At 63.6% G+C, this 1,049-nt stretch carries 1 protein-coding gene; it reads right to left on the bottom strand.

Going from position 1 to position 1,049, the window contains the following annotated elements; genetic code table 11:
* On the bottom strand, window positions 1-864 hold an 864-nt coding region (locus ACIPIA_RS16935; protein ID WP_400511163.1), incomplete at its 3' end, for an aliphatic sulfonate ABC transporter substrate-binding protein.
* Between the last annotated feature and the right edge of the window lie 185 nt (window positions 865-1,049).

Genomic DNA, 1,049 nt, shown 5'->3' with positions numbered 1-1,049 from the left:
AGCGGCGGTGATGCTGTCGATCTGCGCTTGCCCGATGGCGGAATGGGTGAGTTCGGTGCGGGTCAGCTGGCGCTCGATCACCGGCTCGGAGAGCTTGGTATATTCGACGAGCGCCTTGTTCAGCTCGGCTGGGTTGGCCAGTGCATACGCGCGCGCCTGCTCATAGGCCGCGATCACCTTGCGCACCAGAGCCGGGTTCTCCTTGGCGAAGGCTTCGCGGACGTTGAGGATGCCCCAGGTGTTGTCCTCGGCCTTGCGGTAGAACAGCTTCGCGCCGCTCTCGACTTCCGCCGCCGCCATCAGCGGATCGAGCCCTGCCCAGGCCTCGACATCGCCGCGCTCCAGCGCCAGACGACCATCTGCGTGCTGCAGGAGGACGAGCTTGACGTCCTTCTCGGTCAGTCTGGCATCCGCGAGCGCGCGCACAAGGAAGATGTGCGGATCGGTGCCGCGCGTGACGGCGACGCGCCTGCCCTTCAGGTCGGCGACCTTCGTGATCTCGCTTTTGGCGCCGGTGACGAGCGCCGTCCATTCCGGACGCGAATAGACGTAGACCGACTTGATCGGGTTGCCGTTGATCTTGCCGATCAGCGCGGCAGCGCCGGCCGTCGAGCCGAAATCGATCGAGCCGGCATTGAGGAATTCGAGCGCCTTGTTCGATCCGGCCGACAGCACCCAGCGGACCTTGATGCCGTCGGCCTCAAGCGCCTTCTCCAGAATGCCGCGCTCCTTCAGCACCAGGCTGACGGGATTGTAGGTGGCATAGTCGAGCCGGATCTCCTTCGGCGCCTGCGCCAAGGCAGGGGCCGCGAGCCCCGCTGCAGCAACCGCCGCGATCGCAAAACGTCGGGTGATGTTGATCATGAGATGACCCCTCTAGCGATGATGCGAGGGATCGGGACGGGTGGCGTCCTTGGCCCCACGCTTTAGCTGCACTTATTTCGCGCCCGCAAGCTGGTGGCTCAAATCGGCGCGTATTCGCCTTGTAGGTCCAATCGTTCTGTTTGTCAAACAATACGAGCACGGACGTTAATATCGGCAATTCCGAT

Origin of the sequence: Allobosea sp. CER48 (genome assembly GCF_044752385.1) — a bacterium.
Classification (GTDB): Bacteria; Pseudomonadota; Alphaproteobacteria; order Rhizobiales; family Beijerinckiaceae; genus Allobosea.
This window is presented reverse-complemented; position numbering and strand designations above follow the sequence as displayed.